We start from the raw sequence: 1301 nt of genomic DNA on the forward strand, positions 1-1301 counted from the left end.
AGACCATTTTATCTCGTCGCCTTCAAGCGACTCATTTATTATATCACTCAAACAATTTCTTGTCAACACTTTTCGACATATTTTTTTATGTCTGTTTTTGTCGATTTATATCGTCTCAAGCGACGAAATTAATAATAACATATAATTAATACTATATTTATACAAATACAATCAATTTAAAGAATTATCCTGCATATTCTATTAATCACTCTATTTTTATAACATTTTCATACATAGATACGCTAGGATATGTTTAACTATCAAATCTAACATAACTTGCCTAAATTCAGTACATTAATAAATTTTAATATCGATATTTAGAATTTAATTAGTTTAATTTAAATAATTAATTACCTTTACTTTGATTATTATGTACCATATAAACTTTAATTATTCATATTTTAAAATACTTTTAAATTATCTTTTTATTATATTGCTTCTCTTTTAAAAATTCATATGTATCTATTAACTATAATATATAGCTTTTCTTTTTAGAGCTTCATATATATTACCTAATATTAATAAAAATAATCTAAAACATATAAATAAATTAATTTTATTAAGATAACTACACCAACTTACTTATAAAATACTTAAATACAACAACTTCTTTCATATAATACACGTAAAATTATATATATTTTTTTAATTAATGTGATCATTTCTCTTATATTCTTCTTATTTTTTTATTTTGTCTACGGCATCAAAGTAAAATCCACTATACCTTAAATATCTATTTAAATATTTATATTTCAAATCTCTAAAGAATTATAATATTATTTTTTCCCCTACAAAAAAAAACAACGAAACATTAAACATTACTTAAAATTTATATTTAAACAATATATGATTTGCCAAGTCATATGCTTTAATACTTCTAATCTCTTTCCATTAACAAAATATTCTTAATATCTTACCTGTTTTTCTCTTATCTATACATTTCTTTACTTCTGTATTTTATAAAGAAACCAAATGTTATTTAAAATTCTATTTTGTATATACTAATTCTTTCTATTAATAAAAACTCACCATCTGTTACAAAAATTTGTTTCTAATCTATTTTCATTTTTTTAAAAAGATCAAATACTACCTTAATATTTACATAGATGATATTTTTATTAAACAAAAAAAAGATATATCTATATAGATATATCTTAAATATGGTGGAGGTAAGGAGATTCGAACTCCTGACCCCCTGCGTGCAAGGCAGGTGCTCTCCCAGCTGAGCTATACCCCCATATCAGAAAAAAGATAGTAATTAAACTATCTTTTTCTTGTTTTCACCTGGCAACGTCCTACTC

1 tRNA gene is annotated in these 1301 nt (G+C 22.4%); it reads right to left on the reverse strand.

The window, feature by feature from the left end:
* Nucleotides 1–1161: 1161 nt before the first annotated feature.
* A tRNA-Ala gene (locus O212_RS0102985) sits at nt 1162–1237 on the reverse strand.
* Nucleotides 1238–1301: the final 64 nt, after the last annotated feature.

Origin of the sequence: Clostridium sp. Ade.TY (assembly GCF_000498355.1) — a bacterium.
Classification (GTDB): Bacteria; Bacillota; Clostridia; order Clostridiales; family Clostridiaceae; genus Clostridium.